At 38.2% G+C, this 18,503-nt stretch carries 22 protein-coding genes; 12 read left to right on the forward strand and 10 right to left on the reverse strand.

The genetic code is table 11. The annotated features are described in order from the left end of the window. Window positions 1-20: 20 nt before the first annotated feature. Both mnmE and F981_RS04840 read left to right on the forward strand, forming a co-directional pair. Window positions 21-1,385, forward strand: coding sequence for a tRNA uridine-5-carboxymethylaminomethyl(34) synthesis GTPase MnmE (mnmE, locus tag F981_RS04835; RefSeq protein ID WP_004718943.1), 1,365 nt, complete (start codon window positions 21-23; stop codon window positions 1,383-1,385). 156 nt (window positions 1,386-1,541) lie between these two features. Then, window positions 1,542-1,904, forward strand: a complete 363-nt coding sequence (locus F981_RS04840) for a NirD/YgiW/YdeI family stress tolerance protein (RefSeq protein ID WP_004718945.1) — start codon at window positions 1,542-1,544, stop codon at window positions 1,902-1,904. A 32-nt stretch (window positions 1,905-1,936) separates the two neighbouring features. Here the strand turns inward: F981_RS04840 and F981_RS04845 are convergent, their stop codons facing one another. Both F981_RS04845 and F981_RS04850 read right to left on the reverse strand, forming a co-directional pair. Next, window positions 1,937-3,118 carry an MFS transporter gene (locus tag F981_RS04845; RefSeq protein WP_004718946.1) on the reverse strand — a complete coding sequence of 394 codons (1,182 nt, stop codon included), beginning with the start codon at window positions 3,116-3,118 and terminating at the stop codon, window positions 1,937-1,939. A 161-nt stretch (window positions 3,119-3,279) separates the two neighbouring features. Then, window positions 3,280-3,546, reverse strand: coding sequence for a metal/formaldehyde-sensitive transcriptional repressor (locus F981_RS04850; protein WP_004718949.1), 267 nt, complete (start codon window positions 3,544-3,546; stop codon window positions 3,280-3,282). An 87-nt stretch (window positions 3,547-3,633) separates the two neighbouring features. Between F981_RS04850 and dmeF the strand changes: the two genes are divergently transcribed. Both dmeF and F981_RS04860 read left to right on the forward strand, forming a co-directional pair. Next, the gene (gene dmeF / locus F981_RS04855; protein ID WP_004718950.1) at window positions 3,634-4,638 is read left to right on the forward strand and encodes a CDF family Co(II)/Ni(II) efflux transporter DmeF; all 1,005 of its coding nucleotides are present in this window, start codon (window positions 3,634-3,636) and stop codon (window positions 4,636-4,638) included. 156 nt (window positions 4,639-4,794) lie between these two features. Next, window positions 4,795-5,496, forward strand: a complete 702-nt coding sequence (locus F981_RS04860; protein WP_004718953.1) for a DsbC family protein — start codon at window positions 4,795-4,797, stop codon at window positions 5,494-5,496. A gap of 69 nt (window positions 5,497-5,565) precedes the next feature. Here F981_RS04860 and F981_RS04865 read toward each other — a convergent pair whose 3' ends face one another. From F981_RS04865 to guaD, 3 genes are all read right to left on the reverse strand, one after another. Then, window positions 5,566-5,817 carry a GlsB/YeaQ/YmgE family stress response membrane protein gene (locus F981_RS04865; protein WP_004718955.1) on the reverse strand — a complete coding sequence of 84 codons (252 nt, stop codon included), beginning with the start codon at window positions 5,815-5,817 and terminating at the stop codon, window positions 5,566-5,568. Window positions 5,818-6,015: 198 nt separating this feature from the next. Continuing rightward, window positions 6,016-6,543, reverse strand: a complete 528-nt coding sequence (hpt, locus tag F981_RS04870) for a hypoxanthine phosphoribosyltransferase (protein ID WP_004718958.1) — start codon at window positions 6,541-6,543, stop codon at window positions 6,016-6,018. Between the two features lie 232 nt (window positions 6,544-6,775). Beyond that, window positions 6,776-8,107 (reverse strand): guanine deaminase, encoded by a 1,332-nt coding sequence (guaD, locus tag F981_RS04875; RefSeq protein ID WP_004718963.1) that lies wholly within the window; start codon window positions 8,105-8,107, stop codon window positions 6,776-6,778. Between the two features lie 243 nt (window positions 8,108-8,350). Here guaD and F981_RS04880 point away from each other — a divergent pair, with 243 nt between their 5' ends. Then, on the forward strand, window positions 8,351-8,917 hold the full coding sequence (locus F981_RS04880; protein ID WP_004718965.1) for a nucleotidyltransferase family protein: 567 nt from the start codon (window positions 8,351-8,353) through the stop codon (window positions 8,915-8,917). Here F981_RS04880 and F981_RS04885 read toward each other — a convergent pair. The 4 genes from F981_RS04885 to F981_RS04900 all read right to left on the reverse strand — a co-directional run bounded on the left by F981_RS04885 (window position 8,914) and on the right by F981_RS04900 (window position 12,638). Then, complete coding sequence (locus F981_RS04885; RefSeq protein ID WP_004718966.1) at window positions 8,914-9,315, reverse strand: hypothetical protein; 402 nt, start codon at window positions 9,313-9,315, stop codon at window positions 8,914-8,916. The two genes, F981_RS04880 and F981_RS04885, sit on opposite strands and share 4 nt — an antisense overlap. A gap of 82 nt (window positions 9,316-9,397) precedes the next feature. Continuing rightward, window positions 9,398-10,363 carry a TerC family protein gene (locus tag F981_RS04890; protein ID WP_004718969.1) on the reverse strand — a complete coding sequence of 322 codons (966 nt, stop codon included), beginning with the start codon at window positions 10,361-10,363 and terminating at the stop codon, window positions 9,398-9,400. Between the two features lie 291 nt (window positions 10,364-10,654). Then, on the reverse strand, window positions 10,655-11,194 hold the full coding sequence (locus F981_RS04895; RefSeq protein ID WP_004718970.1) for a cysteine hydrolase family protein: 540 nt from the start codon (window positions 11,192-11,194) through the stop codon (window positions 10,655-10,657). Window positions 11,195-11,429: 235 nt separating this feature from the next. Then, a complete protein-coding gene (locus F981_RS04900) occupies window positions 11,430-12,638 on the reverse strand; it encodes a sugar transporter (RefSeq protein ID WP_004718972.1) in 1,209 nt (402 codons plus the stop codon). A gap of 172 nt (window positions 12,639-12,810) precedes the next feature. On the opposite strand from F981_RS04900, the gene F981_RS04905 reads away from it, so the two are divergent. The 3 genes from F981_RS04905 to F981_RS04915 are packed head-to-tail and all read left to right on the forward strand — an operon-like array spanning window position 12,811 to window position 13,870. Next, a complete protein-coding gene (locus F981_RS04905) occupies window positions 12,811-13,098 on the forward strand; it encodes a GNAT family N-acetyltransferase (protein ID WP_004718974.1) in 288 nt (95 codons plus the stop codon). Window positions 13,099-13,151: 53 nt separating this feature from the next. After that, window positions 13,152-13,436 carry a GNAT family N-acetyltransferase gene (locus F981_RS04910; protein WP_004718976.1) on the forward strand — a complete coding sequence of 95 codons (285 nt, stop codon included), beginning with the start codon at window positions 13,152-13,154 and terminating at the stop codon, window positions 13,434-13,436. A gap of 56 nt (window positions 13,437-13,492) precedes the next feature. Continuing rightward, entirely contained in the window at window positions 13,493-13,870 is a 378-nt protein-coding gene (locus F981_RS04915; protein WP_004718979.1) for a hypothetical protein, read from the forward strand. A gap of 43 nt (window positions 13,871-13,913) precedes the next feature. Here the strand turns inward: F981_RS04915 and mpl are convergent, their stop codons facing one another. Further along, window positions 13,914-15,281 carry a UDP-N-acetylmuramate:L-alanyl-gamma-D-glutamyl-meso-diaminopimelate ligase gene (mpl, locus tag F981_RS04920; protein WP_004718982.1) on the reverse strand — a complete coding sequence of 456 codons (1,368 nt, stop codon included), beginning with the start codon at window positions 15,279-15,281 and terminating at the stop codon, window positions 13,914-13,916. A gap of 224 nt (window positions 15,282-15,505) precedes the next feature. Between mpl and F981_RS04925 the strand changes: the two genes are divergently transcribed. From F981_RS04925 to F981_RS04940, 4 genes are all read left to right on the forward strand, one after another. Then, window positions 15,506-15,892 (forward strand): hypothetical protein, encoded by a 387-nt coding sequence (locus tag F981_RS04925; protein ID WP_004718985.1) that lies wholly within the window; start codon window positions 15,506-15,508, stop codon window positions 15,890-15,892. Window positions 15,893-15,945: 53 nt separating this feature from the next. Further along, window positions 15,946-16,290, forward strand: a complete 345-nt coding sequence (locus F981_RS04930) for a DMT family protein (protein ID WP_034613299.1) — start codon at window positions 15,946-15,948, stop codon at window positions 16,288-16,290. 282 nt (window positions 16,291-16,572) lie between these two features. Further along, on the forward strand, window positions 16,573-17,085 hold the full coding sequence (gene purE / locus F981_RS04935; RefSeq protein WP_004718991.1) for a 5-(carboxyamino)imidazole ribonucleotide mutase: 513 nt from the start codon (window positions 16,573-16,575) through the stop codon (window positions 17,083-17,085). Window positions 17,086-17,101: 16 nt separating this feature from the next. Beyond that, window positions 17,102-18,223: a 5-(carboxyamino)imidazole ribonucleotide synthase gene (locus F981_RS04940; protein ID WP_004718994.1), complete on the forward strand. Its 1,122-nt coding sequence runs from the start codon at window positions 17,102-17,104 to the stop codon at window positions 18,221-18,223. Window positions 18,224-18,503 lie beyond the last annotated feature (280 nt).

An 18,503-nucleotide genomic window follows, 5' to 3' on the forward strand; every position in this document is an offset into this window, starting at 1 on the left:
TCAAAGTTTGAGTAATTTAGATGAGCAACCCTGTAAGCCAAACCACAATTGCAGCAATTGCGACTCCACCTGGACGTGGTGGTGTAGGTGTGATTCGTCTATCTGGTCCTAAGGCTTATGCGATTGCACAAGCTTTAACTCAAAAAGTGCTTCCCCAAGCGCGCTTTGCTGGTTTTCGTCAGTTTTTTGATGAAAAAGGTGAAGTGATGGATGAGGGCCTAGCAATTTGCTTTCCAAATCCAAACTCGTTTACGGGTGAAGATGTGGTGGAATTGCAGGGACATGGTGGCCCTGTAATTCAAAATGCACTTCTTGCACGATTGTTTGAGCTGGGTGCTATCGCCGCCAAAGCAGGCGAGTTTTCCATGAGAGCCTTTGAAAATGGCAAAATGGACTTGGTTCAAGCTGAAGCGATTGCAGATTTAATTGATGCGACCTCACAAGCAGCTGCACGTTCAGCAGTACGTTCTTTGCAAGGTGCATTTTCCAATAAAGTGAATACTGTATTGGAAAAACTGATTCATTTACGTTTGCATGTTGAAGCGGCTATTGATTTTCCTGAAGAGGAAATCGACTTTTTGGCAGATGGAAAAATTCTTCATCTGCTTGAAGATGTGCAGGCTTCAGTCTCTGCTGTACAACACTCTGCGCGTCAGGGGCAATTATTACGTGAAGGTCTGCAAGTGGTGATCGCAGGTAAGCCAAATGCGGGTAAATCTTCGTTGTTGAATGCCTTGGCGGGAAATGACCGTGCCATTGTTACGGATATTGCAGGAACGACGCGTGATGTACTGCATGAGAAAATTACTTTAAATGGCTTACCCATCACACTGACCGATACTGCGGGCTTACGTGAGACAGGTGATGTGGTCGAAAAAGAAGGCATCCGCCGAGCAATCAAAGAAATTGAGCAAGCGGATTTATTACTTTTGGTTTATGACCTCAGCCAAGGTGAAAATCCTTTAGCACTTGCTCAGCGCTATTTTGAAGATCATTTAGAAACTAAACGCTTGATGTTGATTGGTAACAAATGTGATTTAACTGCGCAATCACCTGAATTAAGTGATTTTCAAGGTTTTCGCCATGTTAGCGTGTCGGCCAAACAGGAAATGGGCGTACAAGCGCTTATAGATGCGATTACAGCGCATGCTGGCTTCCATCCTGAAGAAGATACCTTTATTGCACGGACACGCCATTTAGAAGCAATGAAGCGTACTCAGCACTATCTTACAGAAGCACATGAGCAACTTGAGGTCTATCATGCGGGTGAACTGGTCGCTGAATCGTTACGTTTAGCACAGAATGCCTTAGCTGAGATCACAGGCGATTTTAGTGCAGATGATCTATTAGGGGTAATTTTTGGCTCGTTCTGTATTGGAAAGTAATTTGTATTGGAAAGTAATCCTTTACTCTAACAGCTTAAAAGCGGACATAAGTCCGCTTTTTTTGATGAAAAGTTGTGCTTTTGTAAGCTGAATTTACATCAATCTTAGAATTGTTTACTGTAAGATCAATTACATATTCAACAAAGGCTTCTTTTCATGAAAAAAACTCCTTTATTGCTTGCGATTGCTGTTTTAGTGATGACGTCAAATGTTTGGGCGGGTAAAGATGATCATGTGATTATTCAAGAAGCTGCCAAAAACAAGATCACCATTGGACAAGCAATACGTGCCAATGATGAAACAGCTGTCACCTTGACGGGGACAATTGTTCGTCAAATAAAACATGAACATTATCAGCTAAAAGACAGCACGGGCACCATTGGGATCGAAGTGGATGACGATCTTATCGATTTAAAAAAGTTAAAACCGGGTACCAAAGTTAAAGTTGTGGGGGAAGTCGATACTCACCGCTATAAACCCACTGATATAGAAGTGGTTAAAATTGAGATTATTCAATAATTGCTTTTAATAAATATCTAGGTGCTGTGCGCCTAGATATTTGATCCAACTTTAATTTTTAAATGACTGATCAATAAATAAATACATAAGATACCAATTCCTGCACAAAAGCCTAAAACACCAACCATTAAACCGAAATGATCAGATAAAAAGCCTGCGCTAATGATCGGCACAATGGTGCCAAAATAGGCAATAAACAAATAAGTGGAAACCACAGCTGCCCGATTTTCAACATTGGTCATGTGGTGAATCAATGCAAAAGCACTCAGTAACGTTAAACCATGCCCCATTCCGACCAAAACCACACTCAAAAAGAATAAGAAACTCCAATGCATGGTCATACAGATCGATAAAATAATATAGCTGGAAATCAATAAGACTAAGCCTGTATTCAATGCTTTATGCATATCAAAAGACTTTGCTATAAATTGGACGATCGCAGAAACCATTAAGATACTGGCAATGGTTGCACCACTGACCAATGGTCCATGCCAAGGAATCACATCTCGAATAAAGGAAGGTGCTAATGAAGCAAATAAACTAAATGAGCCAAAAGCACAGAATGCGGTAAAACTGGCGATATAAAACAGTTTTTTAAATTGAGCTTCTGGCAGTTGTAAGTGGGGTGCAATAGAAAATGGCTGCCTTTCAAACCTCATGGTTTTAATCGTAAATAAACTCATCAAACTGATGATTGCTGCAACAATTACGGGTAAATAAGGTGTGACAAGTGGGCGATCAGAAAATTGTGCGATTGCGCCACCAATAAACGGGCCCAGTCCAAAGCCAATCACGGTAATAATTGAACTTAACTGTGCGGCATTCTGCTTATGTGAGTCAGGAATGGTATAAATCAAACCTAACATTGCAGAGGTGCTGATCAACCCAGAGGCAATGCCAATGATAAAGCGGCCAAATCCAAGCAAATAGGTGGTTGATGCAAACACCGACAGTGTTAGGCCAATCACAGCAAACAATAGCCCGATTTGTAAGGTACGAATAAAACCAAAACTATTACTGCTACGTCCTAAAAATAATAATGTGGTTAAACAACCAAACATATAGGCCACGAAAATATAGGTGATCTGGCTTGGGAGTAATTGCCAAAGTTGTTGATAAATTGGATATAAGGGGCTAGCAAGCGCCGTACCAATCGTACCAATACATAAGGCTAGGCTGATCATTAAAAATGAACGCCATGATTGTTGATTCATAAATATAGGACTTCAAATGCAAATGTTTTGCAGATAAAAATGCCAAACCTGTTCAATACAAAGTTCGGCATGGAAGGAATTGAGTATGGAAAGATTAAAACTTAATCAGTAAAGGGTCAATGGAAACTTGAACATTCAAGCATAGATGACTGTGAATTGAGTTATGAATAGCGTTTGAGCAGCTTTAAAAATTCTTGTAATTCAGCTTCATCTACGGCTTGAGTGTCTTTAATCACATGCTCAGTTAAATGCTGCTCAATCAATTCATTCATTAAGCCATTCACGGCACCTTTAATTGCTGCAACTTGCTGTAAAACGCTGATACATGAGCTGCTCTGATCAACCAAAGCTTCTTCAATCGCATGAATTTGCCCTTTTAGTCGTTTCACTCGATTGAGGACTTTTTTATCTTGATGTAAATGACTCATAAATTAATCCGCTATTTAACATACTCCCTTATAGTATATTTTAAATTGAAATTATATACTCATGGGGAGTATATAGGATCACGCCTCATGCAATTCAAGACCATTCAGCGAAAGCATAGCCATCAATTTGATCAAGGTAATCCTTTAGCACAAAAGAAAATCTTATGGGCGACCATTTTGACTGGATTGATGATGATTTTTGAGATTGCGGGAGGCTGGATTTTTAATTCCATGGCCTTACTCGCAGATGGTTGGCATATGAGTTCGCATATGCTGGCATTAGGTTTGGCTTATGCTGCTTATCGAGCTGCTCGTTATTATGCGCAGGATTCTCGTTTTAGTTTTGGTACATGGAAAATTGAAATTCTTGCTGGCTATAGCAGTGCAATTCTATTGATGGTGGTGGCCTTATTTATGGCCTTCCAGTCGCTAGTGCGTTTATTTCATCCTGTGCAGATTCATTATAATGAAGCGATTTTGATTGCTATTTTAGGTTTATTGGTCAATTTGGTTTGTGCATGGCTATTACACGATCATGCTGACCATCACCATCACCATCACCATCACCATCACCATCACCATCACCATCACCATCACCATCACCATCATTCACATAGACATAATGACCATCATGGACATGATTTAAATCAAAAAGCTGCGTTTTTACATGTGGTTGCAGATGCACTGACCTCTGTCTTGGCGATTATTGCTCTTTTTGCTGCAAAGTATTTGGGTTGGGACTTTTTGGATGCCGTATTGGGTATTGTTGGGGCAATTTTAGTCGGACGTTGGTCATATGGTTTAATCAAAGAAACGGCGCAAACATTATTAGATGCGGAAATGGATCATCCTGTAGTCGATGAAGTACGTGAAGTGATTGAGCATCTAAATGCTGAAGCAAAAATAACCGATATTCATGTATGGAAAGTCGCTAAAGCCAAATTTTCAGTAATTTTAGCGCTTGAATCCAATGATAAAAATTTAAATGCTGATCAGGTACGTCACGCTTTATCTATTCATAAACAATTGGTGCATATTTCTGTTGAAATCAACAAAACCGCGATGTTTAGTTGGGTTTCACGTGAAACCTGAGCAAGAATAAAGTACAGCTTTTTTAACAGTTCAAGGTACTGTGATCGGTAGAGAACAATTGCAAATAGAGATAAGGATCAATCACAGTTTTTAAACAAGTCAGCTGATGAATTATGCTTTAATGCATCTCAATATTTATTTTGATTTTATCGATTTATGTTAAAGCAATTTATCGCATTGAGCTTAAGTCTGGCTTTTTGTACAGCTGGTTTTGCCAGTGTTGAGACTGTGAAAGCAAAATTAGCACAGCAGTATCCCAATGTAAAAATTAATAATCTGCAAACAACAGAAATGCAGGGTTTATATAGTGGGACCTTGGATAGTCAAATCGTTTATGTCAATGAGGATGCCCAGCATTTATTTATTGGTTCAATGATTCGTTTGAAAGATCAGCATAATTTAACCAAAGATTTAGCAGTTAAAGAAAATACGATAGATTTTAAAGCATTACCTTTGAATGATGCTGTAAAAACAGTCAGGGGGAATGGTAAGCGTCAGCTTGCAATCTTTTCTGACCCAAATTGCCCATATTGCAAGACGCTTGAAGGGAATTTAGCCAAGCTCAATGATGTGACAATTTATACATTTATCTATTCCATCAAAGCGCAATCAATTTTGCCATCTAAGCAAGTATGGTGTTCTGCAAATAAAGAATATGCATGGAAAAATTTGATTCAAAATGGGATTAAACCGACAGCACCAGCAAATTGTGCAACGCCAATCGAGCGTAATTTGGAATTGGGTAAAAAATTAGGTTTGCATGGAACACCAGCAATTATTTTCTCAAATGGTTATAAGGTGATGGGTGCCTACCCTGCCGAAGAAATTGAGAAAATATGGAAAAATTTTGGATTATAAACAAGCGCTTAGAAACTGATAGCGTAAAAAAGCACCCATCGAGGGTGCTTTTTATATTGAGGAGAAAATTTAAGTACGTTTGGCAATCATGTTATAGATAAAGAGTACCACTATTGCACCAATGACTGAGGCAATAAATCCAGCTGATGCACCTTTTGGATATAGGCCGAGTAATTGACCTCCATAGGTTGCAACCAATGAACCTACAATACCGAGTGCTGTTGTTACAATGAAGCCAGCTTTATCATCACCTGGGTGAATTGCACGTGCAATCAAACCTGCAATAAAACCAATCACAATTGCACTAATCAGTGACATCATAATCTTTCTCCTTTTTCTTTATTTTGTCGTGAGTTACTGCATCAAATTAGTTTAATAATCAAATATTCTCTAGGGAAGTAAAAGCGCTTATTTGCTACAAGTTGTTGCATTTTTGTTCACTACAATAGCTAAAAAAATAAAAAAAGCGACCGAAGTCGCTTAACTCATTTTAGTTAAAATGATGTGATGAGGTCTCAATTAAAGACCAATTTCTCCAATAAATGGAATATGACGATATTTTTGATCATAGTCTAAGCCATAGCCCACAATGAATTTATCTTCAACTTCAAAGCCAAGAAATTTCACATCTAAGTCGATTTCACGGCGAGACGGTTTGCTGACTAAAGTACACAGCTCGATCGAGTTGGGATGACGTGTACTTAAAATTTCCAATACTTTGCTTAAGGTATTGCCAGAGTCAATAATATCTTCCACGACTAAGATATCCTTACCGCGAATTTCGCCGTCTAAATCTTTGAGGATTCTGACATCACGAGAAGATGTTGTACTGCCACCATAGCTTGAAACGGTCATAAAATCGAGTTCATGAGTCTTACTGATTGCACGACATAAATCAGCCATAAAAATCACTGAACCACGCAATAAACCAATTAAGACAAGCTCTTTATCGCTATTGGCATAATGCGCATCAATTTTTTTACCAAGTTCCTGAACTTTTGCATGAATTTCTTCAGCAGAAATCATCACTTTCATTTCAATAGTCATGGGAAATACCTAAAAACCTAAACATCAAATTCTAAAATTAAAAAAGGTGTTGACTAGCAACACCCTAAAAGATGGCATAATTTTAAAACATATCAGATCAAGATGCATCTTTTTTGACATTTGAAAATGTAAATGCCCTAATTTAAGCCGAAATGATCAATGTGCATCACGTTTTAAAACGAACGCACAGATCACAAAAACTGTACCAATCAAAATCAGTTTTTTCTTTGATTTACGCGGTTTTTGTTTGGTTTTGCTCATAGGCTTTTTGTCCATAAATATAGGTGGCTTGAATATTGCGATCATCCCCCATGGTAAATAAGGCAAATAATGCATCGTCTATGTTTTTAGCACGTTCCTGACGCAGTTGTTGTAGCGCCGTTGCTTTTAAATCTAGCACAACAAAATCGGCTTCTTTACCGATATTGAAATTGCCCAATTGCTCATCTAAATGCAGCGCTTTCGCCCCACCAAGCGTTGCATGGTAAAGCGATTCCATTGCCGAAAGTTTATCACCTTGGAGTTGTTGCACTTTGTAGGCTTCATTGAGGGTTTGTAATTGGCAAAATGCTGTTCCTGCACCAATATCTGTTCCTAAGCCGACTTTCACCTGCTTTTCCCAGGATTTTTTTAATGGGAATAAACCACTTCCCAAAAATAAGTTTGAAGTCGGGCAAAATGCAATCGCTGAATCAGTTGCATGCATGCAATCCCATTCATGCTCTTCTAAATGAACACAATGTGCAAAAACAGAACGCTCTCCTGTTAAACCATAGTGGTGATAGACATCCAGATAACCTTTCTGCTCTGGGAATAAGTCTTTGACCCATGCAATTTCATTTTTATTTTCACTGAGATGGGTATGCACATATACCGTTGGATACTCTGCTTTTAACTGCCCTGCTTTTGCCAATTGCTCAGGTGTAGAGGTTGGAGCAAAACGCGGAGTAATGGCATATAGGTTACGACCTTTACCATGCCATTTTTCAATCAGTGCTTTAGAGTCAAGATATGCGCTTTCAGCAGTGTCTGTCAGTGCTTCAGGTGCATGACGATCCATCATGACTTTACCTGCAATTAAACGCATCTGATGCTGTTCTGCCGCTTCAAATAAGGCATCGACTGATTGGGGATGTACTGTACAAAAAACCAGTGCTGTTGTGGTGCCATTTTTAAGTAATTCTTGGACAAAAAACTGTGCGATTTTGTCGGCATAGTTTTTATCTGCAAACTGAATTTCTGTTGGAAAAGTATAGGTATTTAACCATTCTAAAAGTTGTTCACCATATGCACCCACCATTTCTGTTTGTGGAAAATGAATATGGGTGTCAATAAAACCAGGCACAATCAGTTGTTCTGGGTAGTGATCAATTTGAATATCATCTGTCAGGTGAGACTGAGCATCTTCCCAAGGGCCAAACCATGTGATTTTGCCTTGCTCTGTGATCAGTAAACCATCTTCGATATAACGAACTTGATCTAATATTTGAGTTGCTTGAGAAACGGTATTTTTAATATCAAGAAAACGCCCACGAACCGCTGTTTTCTGTACAACACAAGACATGTAGAACCTGCAATTTATCCTTTTTTCGATTGATTGTACCTGAAATTTGTATCAGGTGCTGTATGCAGTTTTGCGCGAAAGCATTCTAAAAAATTGAATAACGTTATTTTTTATTGTTTTAGTGCAGGGAAATTTTTATCGAAATATAACTAAAATTAGTGGCTAAAGGCATATTCTATATTGTGAGTTTATCTTGATAGCAACAATCACTACAGTCTTGGAAAATGGTGAAATAAGACAACAATGGACAATACTAAACAGTTAAAACAGATCATCTATTCATGCCCTGAATTGATGCTTCGGTTACAGTATTTGCGAGATATTCATGCACATGCATACTTGAGTGCAGGTGTAATTCGTAACTTGGTATGGTCTATTTTACATCATCAGGGTTATGGGTTTGATCAGATTGAAATCGATGTCATTTTCTATGATTTAAATGATCAACAAGGCCTTAAAGAGCAACGTTTGACTGAATTGTTAAAGAAAAAATTTCCTAATAATGAATGGGATGTGGCCAATCAAGCCTATGTGCATTTGTGGTATAAAACAGATGATGGATGTTCTATCTCTCAATACCAATCCTTATTTGATGCTTTATCCGTATGGGTTGAAACGGCAACCGCAATTGCAGTACGTTTACTTGAAAATGATGATATCGAAATCATTGCGCCGTTTGGGCTAAATGATTTGTTTGAATTAAAATTGAGATGGAATAAACGTTTGGTCAGTTATCCAGTTTTTTTAGCACGGATTCAGGCTAAACAGTTTTTAACCAGATGGGAAAAGCTGCTTGTTGTGGATGATTAGGGGATCAGATTTAAATTAATCAAACCATAGTGAAGATCATACTCCAAGACAACAGATGACCATGGGGTGTCTAAAATTGAAATCTTCGTTTGATGTTGTATTTGGAGATTGAGTTGATGTTTATTTTTCAGTTTCTTAACAATATCAGAATCCAATAAATGACCATCATGTGCCGCTAAAATAATTGAAAATGCTAAACCTCGCCTATACTGATGGATAAAGATTTCATTTCCATAATGTCCAAATAATGTAAATCCTAAAGTTATTTTCCACTCTGTTTTTTGTTGATCAAATTGTGCATGAAATTCACCTTGCTGCAGCATTACTAGACCAATGACTTTGCCGTCTATACAGACACGTTTTGTTTTAAAATTGATGGTTAAACATGCATTGCTCATTTTGGTCCTTTTAATCTGATTTAAATCGTTGAGTATTATTGGTCATAAAAAAGCCTTCCAATTGGAAGGCTCGATCTAGTGTTTATAAAGTTGTTTCATGATGTTTTTTGCTATGGCGAATAGAAAGCCAAGCGGTAATTGCCAAGACAATCACAATAAAACCTAACGAAATCCAAATCGGCATATGGAAGACATCCAGCATTAACATTTTAAAGCCAATGAAGACTAAGATGATGCCTAGGCCATAAGGCAAATAATGCATCTTAGACGCGGCACCCGACAACAAGAAGAACATTGCACGTAGACCTAAGATCGCCATTAAATTTGCAGTTAAGACAATAAATGGGTCACTGGTCACCGCAAAAATCGCTGGAATAGAATCGACCGCGAAGATCACATCGGAAGCTTCAACTAAAATTAAGACTAGGAATAACGGGGTTGCCCACAACACGCCATTTTGACGAACAAAGAATTGAGCACCTTCTAATTTTGGGGTGATTCGCATGTGTTTACGCAACCACTTTAGAATAGCCATATCTTCGATATTGGTTTCTTCTTCATCCTGTCCTTTAAGGAATTTATAGCCTGTATAAACCAAGAAAGCACCAAAGAGATAAAGCACCCAAGAGAATTCTTGAACGAACCATGCGCCAATAAAAATAAAGATGGTACGTAAAATAATTGCACCTAATACACCATAGAGCAGAATTTTACGTTGTAAGCCTTGTGGAATCGCAAATGCAGCAAAGATCATCAACCAGACAAAGACATTGTCGATCGCTAATGATTTTTCAAGTAGATAACCTGCAAAGTATTCCATGACTTTGCTATTGGCAATTGAAACACCCGCGGTTTGTTGTAGATACAGCCATAAACCACCACCAAATAACGCTGCAACACTGACCCATGCAATGCTCCAGTAGGCAGCAGTTTTAATTTTGACTTCTTGCCCTTCTTTTTGTTTAAAGCCTAAAAAGTCGATCAGTAGCATGACAATAACAATAGCGAAGAACGCTAGATACAGCCATGGATTGCCAATAGTTTCCATAAAACTCTCCGAATCTGGCAATCAGGCATAAAAAAACCTTGACCTGTTGCCAGATGATTAAACATCTGTGTCAACATGATCAAGGTCTTGCCTACATTTGAGTTATGTACATCAATCTCAAATGCTCAGATACCGGCTTTTTTCAAAGCGTAATGACGATATTCTGATAAAGGAGGCTACTCCCCTTGTTCAATATACTGTGTAAGAAATCTTTCATTTCTTAATATCTAGTGAGAATCGCATATTTATTAAAAATGTGCAAATTTTGAATGTATTTTTATGTAGTTTATTTTATGTACAAAATTCAGCGCTGGTTTTTAGTGCAACAAAAGCTTGATTGAGCGTTGAATTATGATGCTGAATAATACGGTCAGCATTGAGAACCTTTGAATCTATTGTGCTGTGCGCATCTGAAATTAATGTCACTTTATAATTTAAGTCTTTTGCTGCACGGCTTGTGCTATCGATACAAAATTCAGTTTTTAAACCACAGATGATCACTTCTTCAACATTTAAAGATTCTAATTGTTGTGATAAATCTGTTTGGAAAAAGCAATTTGGCCGTGTTTTTTCTAAGATGTAATCTGTATTGGGATCAATATTTAATTCAGCAATGAGTTGAGTCATTGGACTATTTGGTGCGAGTCCTGTGCCAGCTAAACCAACATGACGTATCGCAAAAATCGGAATGTGTTTAACACGCGCATATTCAATGAGCTGATTGACGTTTTTCAACAATTGATCAGCTTGAAATGGAGGATGCTGTGCATGAAATAGGCCATTTTGTAGATCAATAACGAGTAAGGCTTGTTTATTGTGATATTCAGACATGAGTTTCTCCGTAAATATTGACCAAATCACGGAGCAAAAAATAACCCCGCTCATTGGCAGGGTTGGTTTATACATTTTATTTTAAATGTATACGTCCACACTGCCGATGCAGTGTGGTGGTTAATAATTTAAATAAAATGATTGGTTGCATTGATGATCATTGTTTTATCAAAGTACTTTAATTAAGTTAAAGTTTTTAACTCAGCATGTCACTTTAAAACTTGTAAAAAGATATTTATATTTTTTGAATAAAATCTTTACGTTGTACAAGCACTAAAGCTAACAGGGTCCCAAGAACAGCGATTATACCGCCAACGATGCCGATATGATTGAGCCCATAACTGGTGGTCACTAGGCCACCAAGCAAAGCGCCGCCACCAATACCCACATTATAGAGCCCTGAATAAATCGCCATTGCGACATCAGTGGCATCAGAAGCTAAAGCTAAGGTTTTGGCTTGTTGAGCTAAGCTAAAGCAAATAATCGCCATGCCCCAAAATAAACTCAGTAGACTAAAACTGGTAAAATCAGTACTCAGTGAAGTCAACAATAACATCGAAACAGCCAATATCGCACTACTTAACGGTATCGGAAGTTTTGGATATTTTTTGGCAAATTTACCGAATAAATAAGAGCCAAAGAAACCCGCTGCGCCATAGATTAATAATAAGGTTGTGGTCTGTGTCGAGCTAAAATGCGCAACATTCAAAGCAAAAGGTTCGATATAACTGTATGCGGTAAATTGCGCGGTAATCACAATAATGGTTAGAGCAAAAACAATCATCAGGCTTGGGCGTTTTAAAAATACCTTTAAACTACTCAGAGAGCCTGAATTGACGCTCGGTAAGCGTGGCAATGTTTTGGCTAAGATGACGCAAACTATAGCCGCACCAATTGCAATTAAAGCGAAAGTATTACGCCAACCATAAGATTCACCAATCATTCGTCCAAATGGAATACCTAAAACCATCGCCAATGCTGTACCTGTGGCCAATAGCCCCAAAGCTTGAAACTCCTTACCTTTGGGTGCGACTCGTACTGCCAGTGATGCAGTGATTGACCAAAATAAAGCATGAGAAAATGCGATACCAATTCGACTGATCAGGAGTACATCGAAACTCCATGCAAAATAAGATAATGCATGACTGGCCACAAAAACCATAAATAGAATGATCAGTAAAAAGCGCCGTTCAATATTTTTGGTTAGTAACATGATCGGCAATGAAATGGGTGCAACAACCCATGCATATAGAGTAATCATGATACCAACATCAGTTGCAGGCATCGCAAAGCTTTTTCCAATGTCACTCAGTAAAGCCACAGGAACGAATTCTGTGGTATTGAAAATAAATGCTGCGAAAGCAAGGCTAATCACACTGATCCATTGCTGGGATTCACTGGGGGCAGATTGTGGTGCTGGAGTTTGGGGAGATAAGGCAGACATGGTCAATATTAAAAGAGGTTAGCACTAAATTTTAGGCTGAATTGTGGATAAAGTTAAGCTAAGTTTGTTGTATCAAAAATAAAACTGTCAGACAAAATTTAACAATAATTCAAATATAGTTATGGCATTTTGAATAGGCCTATAAATTTAAACGTATATAAGAGTAAATAAAATGTTAGAAATCAGACATAAAGATGATGGTAAAAAAGGTGAATTTTATATTGGTGAAGAAGGTCACCATTTGGCTGAAATGGCGTACACATGGGCGGGTGAAAATATGTTGATTATTGACCATACAGTTGTAGAAGATGAATTGCGTGGTCAAAGTGTAGGTCGAAAATTATTAGATCAAGTTGTAGAAATGGCTCGCTCAAAGAATGTGAAAATTATTCCACTCTGCCCTTTTTCAAAATCAGTGTTTGATAAAGATCAATCGATTCATGATGTTTTGAAATCTTAAGTTTGCTTTGCTACAGTGGAATTGTGTTATAGAACATCCATGAGAAAGAATATATGCAATTCCAACATGTAGATAATCAACAAAAAGGTGAATTTTACTTCGATAATGAGCAAGGTAAGCGAATTGCTGAGATCAGTTATTTATGGCATGGTGAGCATCAGATCATTGCGAACCATACTTGGGTAGATGACTCCTTACGTGGTCAAGGAATTGCGCGTCAGTTGTTGGATACTTTGGTTGAATTTGCACGTGAAAAGCAGCTTAAAATTGTACCAACTTGTTCCTATGTCGAAGTCATGTTTAGACGGGATAAAAGTTTTGTTGATGTGAAAGCTTAGCTTTATTGTGTGCCCAATGCTCATTGGGTCATTCAGATTCGGTTAGAAGATTAAACATGTTTAAAAAAATGATAATCACTGTATTGTTATTGAGCAGTTCATCGTTCAGTTTAGCAATGAGTTGTTTTGAATTAAATTTACAAAGCTATAAAAAAGAGCAAGAAATACAGCCCCGTTGGGAGTTGTTAGGCAAATCTAAACATCGTATTTATTTTTATTCAGCACCCAAAAACATCTGTAAGATGAATGATACTTTTGTGCTTCAAAATGATAATGTCACGGCTTATTCAATCTATAAAGACAGAAAAAAACAAGACTGGGTTTATGTGATATTTAATGATCCAAATCAAAATATAGAAGATGATCTAGTCGAAGGCTGGGTCAAGCTTAAGGATTTTAAATTTATTGAAAAGACACCTACAGTAAATCAATAAAAAACCCACAAAAATTTGTGGGTTTTTTACACTTTATTTTGGCTTATTTTGCTTTTAATGCTGCAATCAATTTTTGATGTAATCCACCAAAACCACCATTGGACATAATCACCACAGCATCGCCCTCACCTGCTTGTGTAACAACGGTACTGATAATGTCATCCAGTGTACGAGCCACAACGGCTTTATTGCTTGCAGCGTCAATGACCGGCTGTAAATCCCAGTCCAAACCTTCAGGTTGATACCACATCACTTCATCTGCAAGACGTGCAGAATGTGCCAAGCCATCTTTATGACTGCCCATACGCATGGTGTTTGAACGAGGTTCAATAATCGCCCAAAGCTTACGCTCACCTAAACGTTTACGTGCACCTTCAAGCGTTGTATCAATCGCAGTTGGGTGGTGGGCAAAGTCATCATATATCTCAATACCATTTACAGTATCAAGTAATTCCATTCGGCGTTTCACCCCACCAAAATTCGATAAGGCTTCACATGCTGTTTCAATTGAAACACCGACATGTTCAGCTGCTGCAATGGTTGCCAAAGCATTGGCAACACTGTGCTGCCCTGTCATATTCCACTTCACTTCACCTTTTACTACGCCGTGTTGAAGCACTTTAAAATGTGAACCATCTGCAGAAAGCTGTTCAGCATAAACTTCAGCACTGTTATTGGCATCAAGTGAAGTCCTTATGACAGGTGTCCAACAACCCATTTGCAACACTTCATCGATATTGGTTTCGCTAATTGGGGCAATAATACGACCTTCACTTGGAATAGTACGAACTAAATGATGAAACTGTTTTTGAATCGCTGCTAGATCATCAAAAATATCGGCATGGTCAAATTCAAGATTATTTAAAATCGCAGTTTTTGGATGGTAATGTACGAACTTAGAGCGTTTATCAAAAAAAGCAGAGTCATATTCATCTGCTTCTACACAGAAGTATTTTCCACCACCTAAACGTGCGCTTTCACTAAAGCCTAAAGGTACACCACCAATTAAAAAGCCAGGATTTAAACCCGCTTGATCCAGTACCCAAGCCAGCATTGTTGTTGTTGTGGTTTTACCATGGGTGCCTGCAACACCAAGCACATGTTTGCCTTGTAATACATGGTCAGCAAGGAATTGTGGACCTGAAATATATGCTAAACCTTCATTGAGCATATATTCCACTGCATCTATACCACGCTTCATTGCATTGCCTACGATGACAAGATCTGGATGTGGTTTTAAATGACTACGGTCATAGCCTTGCATTAAGGTAATGCCAGCATTTTCGAGTTGGGTCGACATCGGTGGATAAACGTTCGCATCTGAACCGGTGACCTTATGTCCTAAATCACGCGCCAATAGCGCCAATGAACCCATAAAGGTGCCGCAAATACCCAAAATATGCAGATGCATTCGTGTTAACTCCAGTGCTTTTATAGACACATCACTTTGTTGTTGTGGTGTAGCCGTTTCATTTGATTTGAAAGCAACGATAGCAAGGGTTAAGGCGAAAAGATAGTTTTTCTTGTTACGATTTTAAAGGTGGGTTTTTATTGAAAATAATGAACTCTGACTTGGTATTTTTATTCTTCTATCAATGCTAATATTGATTGAACACTCTGAATTATCTATTAAAAATGGATATACATGATTTTATCTTTCTGCTGATTAAAAATATCGCTTATTTTATTTTTTTGATTATTGTTTCTGCTTTGATAGCAGGCATTGCAAAAATAATATCCATACCTTTAATGGTCGCAGCTGTAATTTTAATCTTCTTCCAATATTTTGCGTTCATTTGGATGGGATACCTCAATACAAAAGACTCAAAAGATCACAAATTAAAAAATGGATTAATTTTTCATCTCATTTGGGTTACTTTAATTGGTATATTGAGCTCATTTTATGATGATCAATCGCTATTGAAACAAGTATTCGATACGGTATTGTTGCTTGGTACTTTGGAAATAGGCTCGCTCATTTATTATTTCAAAAAACGTAAAAAAATTGCCTTAGCGCTTTAATGTTCAGACATTGAATGTTCAAAATATATCTTGATAATTTAATTGGTATCAATATGGCTTTATCTCTCCCCCTTTTATTACTAATTATCTCCAACTGCTTTATGACCTTGGCTTGGTATGGGCATTTAAAATTCTTACATGATGCACCTCTGTGGCAAGCGATCTTGTTTGGTTGGATCATTGCCTTACTTGAATATAGCTTTATGATTCCCGCAACACGTCTATTGGCGCAACATGGTTGGTCGTTGGGGCAAATGAAAATCACCCAAGAAGTGGTCACACTGTTGGTGTTTGTTCCATTTATGATTTTCTTGTTTAAACAACCATTTAAATTAGATTATTTATGGGCGGGTTTATGTTTGATGGGCTGCGTGTTTTTTGTGTTTAGAAGCCAGTAAATGAGTTGCCATGGTGTGAATTAACAAGGATTTTACTCAGACAGCATATTCATCTCATGTCCCAATCTTCAGCAATTTCCTGCTGTTTATGAGTTTGAGATCATAATTATTCTCAAGTCAAACGGCTTTTAGGCTGCTCCTTTAAAAAAAAATTGACTTCCTACGTCTGTTAAATTTTCGTGAGATGAAAAATCAGTCTATAATAGCGAGCTTCTTGATATTCATTTAAACACTGATCACCAGTATTTAAACTTCCTTACATTCGTTTATGGAATATATGCAATGAATGCGGCCGCTGTACAAGACGCTCCTCTCGTTGGAATTATTATGGGTTCTCAATCAGACTGGGCAACTCTCGAAAACACTGCCAATATGCTGAAACAGCTTGGTGTTCCTTTTGAAGCCGAAGTAGTTTCTGCGCATCGTACGCCAGACCGCTTATTTGAATATGCTGAAACAGCACGTGAACGTGGTATTCAGGTGATTATTGCTGGTGCTGGTGGTGCAGCACATTTACCAGGAATGTGCGCAGCAAAAACAGATTTGCCTGTGCTGGGTGTTCCTGTGAAATCTTCAATTTTAAATGGCGTTGATTCATTGTTGTCTATTGTACAAATGCCTGCAGGTATTGCAGTTGGCACATTGGCAATTGGCCCTGCGGGTGCAACCAATGCCGCAATCATGGCCGCTCAAATTTTAGGTTTAACTCGCCCTGAAATCGCAAAAAATGTTGCAGATTTCCGTGCCGCTCAAACCGATAAAGTGGCAAGTAAAAATATTCCGGGTCAAGCTTAAAAACGGGACACAGGTTATGAATAAAACCATCGGTATCTTTGGTGGTGGTCAACTCGGCCGTATGATGGCGCAAGCTGCGCTCCCATTAAATATCCAATGCACATTTTTTGAAGCTGATGCGGATTGCCCATCTGCAATATTGGGACACGTTTTTAGCACCAAAGCTGAAAATGGGTTACAAGATTTTATTGCTAGTGCAGATGTTTTTAGTCTGGAATTTGAAAATACGCCATTGATTGATGTTGATGTATTAACCAAGCAAAAAGATCTGTATCCGCCACGCCAAGCTTTAGCAATCGCACAACATCGCCTTTCTGAAAAAGCTTTATTTGATGAGCTGGAAATTCCTGTTGCGCCGTATAAAGCAGTCGATTCATTGGAGACGCTTAAGCTTGCAGTGAGTGAATTAGGCTTACCGATCGTACTTAAAACTGCGACAGGTGGTTATGATGGTAAAGGTCAATTTGTACTGCGTTCAGTCGATCAAATTGATCAGGCATGGGCTGAGTTGGGGCCAGCAGGATCATTAATCGCTGAAAGTTTTGTGATTTTTTCTCGTGAAGTGTCAATTATTGCGGTGCGTGGTATTGATGGTGATGTAAAAACTTGGCCTTTGGCTGAAAATCATCATCACAATGGTATTCTCTCGCATTCAATAGTTCCTGCTCCAAACAGTGCTGATTTACAGCCCGTTGCGCAGGAATACATCACCCGTTTGTTAAATCATTTGAACTATGTTGGTGTGTTAACACTTGAATTGTTTGTGACTGAAAAAGGCTTATATGCCAATGAGATGGCACCACGTGTGCATAACTCTGGGCATTGGTCAATTGAAGGCGCAGTATGTTCGCAATTTGAAAATCACATTCGCGCAGTGGCAGGTTTACCACTCGGTTCAACCGAAGTGGTTCGGCCAACAGTGATGGTAAATATCATCGGGCAACACCCTAAATCCGAAGATGTTTTAGCGTTAAAAGGTGCACATTTACACCTTTATAATAAAACAGAACGTGAAGGTCGTAAAATTGGTCATATCACCCTGATGCCAAATGATGCTGCTGAATTAACGACTTTATGTCGTCAATTGGCGAAGATTTTACCGAATCCATTGTCATTAAGCGAAGATATGAACATTTAAGCTTGATTTTGTATGTAAAAAAAGCGGTCAAACTCTTGCCCGCTTTTTTCTACTCTGCTGTTCTGTATCATGACGCTCCCCCTATTTTATCGCTAAGCAATGACCCAAAAATGGATCATTTTCTGGGGCTATAAAAACAAGAATGATGATAAAAACAGCTTCAATAAACAGAAAGACAAGCATCTATTTTTAAATTCAAAATTAGACTTTAAAGGGTTTAGAACATTTGAATTCAAAAGTATTAACAGCAAAACCCAAAAAGTTATCCACTTTGAATTTA

It is taken from the genome of Acinetobacter guillouiae CIP 63.46 (assembly GCF_000368145.1).
GTDB lineage: Bacteria > Pseudomonadota > Gammaproteobacteria > Pseudomonadales > Moraxellaceae > Acinetobacter > Acinetobacter guillouiae.

Coding starts and splice junctions, on each gene's coding strand:
- mnmE (WP_004718943.1), top strand. CDS start 21: ATGAGCAACCCTGTAAGCCAAACCACAATTGCAGCAATTGCGACTCCA.
- F981_RS04840 (WP_004718945.1), top strand. CDS start 1,542: ATGAAAAAAACTCCTTTATTGCTTGCGATTGCTGTTTTAGTGATGACG.
- F981_RS04845 (WP_004718946.1), bottom strand. CDS start 3,118: ATGAATCAACAATCATGGCGTTCATTTTTAATGATCAGCCTAGCCTTA.
- F981_RS04850 (WP_004718949.1), bottom strand. CDS start 3,546: ATGAGTCATTTACATCAAGATAAAAAAGTCCTCAATCGAGTGAAACGA.
- dmeF (WP_004718950.1), top strand. CDS start 3,634: ATGCAATTCAAGACCATTCAGCGAAAGCATAGCCATCAATTTGATCAA.
- F981_RS04860 (WP_004718953.1), top strand. CDS start 4,795: ATGTTAAAGCAATTTATCGCATTGAGCTTAAGTCTGGCTTTTTGTACA.
- F981_RS04865 (WP_004718955.1), bottom strand. CDS start 5,817: ATGATGTCACTGATTAGTGCAATTGTGATTGGTTTTATTGCAGGTTTG.
- hpt (WP_004718958.1), bottom strand. CDS start 6,543: ATGACTATTGAAATGAAAGTGATGATTTCTGCTGAAGAAATTCATGCA.
- guaD (WP_004718963.1), bottom strand. CDS start 8,107: ATGTCTTGTGTTGTACAGAAAACAGCGGTTCGTGGGCGTTTTCTTGAT.
- F981_RS04880 (WP_004718965.1), top strand. CDS start 8,351: ATGGACAATACTAAACAGTTAAAACAGATCATCTATTCATGCCCTGAA.
- F981_RS04885 (WP_004718966.1), bottom strand. CDS start 9,315: ATGAGCAATGCATGTTTAACCATCAATTTTAAAACAAAACGTGTCTGT.
- F981_RS04890 (WP_004718969.1), bottom strand. CDS start 10,363: ATGGAAACTATTGGCAATCCATGGCTGTATCTAGCGTTCTTCGCTATT.
- F981_RS04895 (WP_004718970.1), bottom strand. CDS start 11,194: ATGTCTGAATATCACAATAAACAAGCCTTACTCGTTATTGATCTACAA.
- F981_RS04900 (WP_004718972.1), bottom strand. CDS start 12,638: ATGTCTGCCTTATCTCCCCAAACTCCAGCACCACAATCTGCCCCCAGT.
- F981_RS04905 (WP_004718974.1), top strand. CDS start 12,811: ATGTTAGAAATCAGACATAAAGATGATGGTAAAAAAGGTGAATTTTAT.
- F981_RS04910 (WP_004718976.1), top strand. CDS start 13,152: ATGCAATTCCAACATGTAGATAATCAACAAAAAGGTGAATTTTACTTC.
- F981_RS04915 (WP_004718979.1), top strand. CDS start 13,493: ATGTTTAAAAAAATGATAATCACTGTATTGTTATTGAGCAGTTCATCG.
- mpl (WP_004718982.1), bottom strand. CDS start 15,281: ATGCATCTGCATATTTTGGGTATTTGCGGCACCTTTATGGGTTCATTG.
- F981_RS04925 (WP_004718985.1), top strand. CDS start 15,506: ATGGATATACATGATTTTATCTTTCTGCTGATTAAAAATATCGCTTAT.
- F981_RS04930 (WP_034613299.1), top strand. CDS start 15,946: ATGGCTTTATCTCTCCCCCTTTTATTACTAATTATCTCCAACTGCTTT.
- purE (WP_004718991.1), top strand. CDS start 16,573: ATGAATGCGGCCGCTGTACAAGACGCTCCTCTCGTTGGAATTATTATG.
- F981_RS04940 (WP_004718994.1), top strand. CDS start 17,102: ATGAATAAAACCATCGGTATCTTTGGTGGTGGTCAACTCGGCCGTATG.